Origin of the sequence: Flectobacillus sp. (genome assembly GCF_049240685.1) — a bacterium.
Taxonomy (GTDB): domain Bacteria; phylum Bacteroidota; class Bacteroidia; order Cytophagales; family Spirosomataceae; genus Flectobacillus.
The window spans coordinates 1-1,955 of record NZ_JBMLSD010000250.1 but is presented as its reverse complement, the minus strand read 5'-3'; the positions used below and the strand labels follow the sequence as shown (position 1 = coordinate 1,955).

The window sequence follows — 1,955 nt, the reverse complement described above, 5'->3', positions numbered from 1 at the left end:
ATTCAATGAAAAAGTCTAAAAAACTGAATCACATTTTCTCATTTTATCCAGTAATCAGAATTATCGAGCCTTCGACCTTCAGCCATGTACCTACGACAAAATCTATCATGATATAAACTTAGCCATTTTCTGCTTATTGCCTACCGATTACAGCCTCGAGCCGAGTACTTAAAACTAACTAGGTATTAGGCAAGGAGTTTTAACCTGTATTTAATAACCACAGACAACTTTTGCCAAAAGCCCATACCTGAAAGCCGAAAGCTCAAAAATTAAATTATATTTTGCGTACTAACTTAACAGAGATACCTTGAAAAATTATACGACGGGTTCTTGCTGTGTAAGGCAGTGAAAACTTCCTTGCCCCCAAATAATTTTGTTAGATGGTAATCCTATCACTGGGCGATCGGTAAATACTTGAGACAGAATATCAAGCGCTACCTCATCATTTTTGCATTCGAACGTTGGTACCAAAACTCCTGCATTGCAAATTAAGAAATTGGCGTAAGAAGCAGGTGTTCTGAAATCGTCTACCACTACAGGCGAAGGCATCGGAACTTCAACAATATTCAATTGTTTGCCATTCAACAAACGCATTTGCTTAAGTAGCTGAAGATTTTCTTCCAAAATTTTATGATTGTCGTCTGCCTTATTCGGTTCGACCATCGTAATGACGGTATCTTGATTTACAAAACGAACCGTATCGTCAATATGGCCATCAGTATCATCACCTACAATTCCATCATTTACCCAAAGTACTTGTTCGGCACCATAGTAATCATACAAATATTGCTCAATTTGCGCTTGAGTTAAGTGCGGATTACGGTTTTCATTCAACAAACACTCACGACTGGTAAGGATAGTGCCAGCGCCGTTAAATTCTACCGAGCCCCCTTCCATGATTATCCCTGGAGTAACGTAGTTCAGGCCTCTATGTTTGGCGATAGCCACAGGCAGTTGATTGTCATCATCGAATGGAGGGTATTTACCTCCCCAAGCATTATAGCCCCAATTAACAATCATGCGTTCTTTCGTTTCGGGATTAATCAAGAAAGCAGGACCATGATCACGACACCAAGCATCATTGGTAGGGTTTACTAGAATTTCGATTTGATTAAGGTCAATTTCATATTTGGGTAATTCGCCCAAAATGAAATTCTTGAGCGTTTCGTCATTTACATTTAAGCCCACTTTCTCTCCTTTAGAGATAGCTTTGATAAGCCCAAAATATTGCGAATACATCAAGTGGCGCTTATTTCCTTGCCAAGACGCTTCATTATGTGGGAACGTCAGCCATGTAGCTACGTGTGGATGCCATTCAGGCGGAAAAAAAAATCCTTGTTGCTTAGGAGTCATATCTACTAAATTTTAAACCACAAAGTTACAAAAACCTTGCCTTGTAACCTTGTATTTCGCCTAGGCTTATGTTATATGACAGCATGCAAAACCATAAACATTTGACTTACAGATAATTGTAATTTATTTTTTAATAAGATGTTAATTTTGTACACCAAGGTTTAGTAATCTACTTTACCTCTTTGCGCTTTTCGTTCTGACTTCTTTTTTTTATCTTTCAATCTTTCGGCAATCATCGCGGCAGTTGGTTTGGTTGGTTTTCTTTTCGGGGCAACTGTCAATGCCTTTAGGAGTAATGCTTTAAACTTTTTGATAACCAGTTCTTTATTTCTCAATTGGCTTCTATCCTCCTGAGAAACTACAATCAGTTCACCCTCCGAATTAATTTGATTTTTTAATTTAAGAAGAATAAGAGCTTTCTGGGCTTCATCTAGGAGTTGGGAATTAACTACATTAAAACGTAGTTCTATTTTGGAGGCAACTTTATTAACGTTTTGCCCTCCTGCACCACTACTACGTGAAGCTTGAAACTGCAATTCGGGCGAAAAATCAAGGGTTTGTATATTCATTAGTTTGTTTTTCTGGATTTGGAATTAAAGTTA

General features: G+C 37.9%; 2 protein-coding genes. Both read right to left on the bottom strand.

Annotated features, from left to right (window positions below; genetic code table 11):
• Window positions 1–315: 315 nt before the first annotated feature.
• Entirely contained in the window at window positions 316–1,353 is a 1,038-nt protein-coding gene (locus ACOVQ4_RS11485) for an agmatine deiminase family protein (protein ID WP_421820782.1), read from the bottom strand.
• 161 nt (window positions 1,354–1,514) lie between these two features.
• Window positions 1,515–1,922 (bottom strand): alternative ribosome rescue aminoacyl-tRNA hydrolase ArfB, encoded by a 408-nt coding sequence (arfB, locus tag ACOVQ4_RS11480; protein WP_421820781.1) that lies wholly within the window; start codon window positions 1,920–1,922, stop codon window positions 1,515–1,517.
• Window positions 1,923–1,955: the final 33 nt, after the last annotated feature.

Coding starts and splice junctions, on each gene's coding strand:
- ACOVQ4_RS11485 (WP_421820782.1), bottom strand. CDS start 1,353: ATGACTCCTAAGCAACAAGGATTTTTTTTTCCGCCTGAATGGCATCCA.
- arfB (WP_421820781.1), bottom strand. CDS start 1,922: ATGAATATACAAACCCTTGATTTTTCGCCCGAATTGCAGTTTCAAGCT.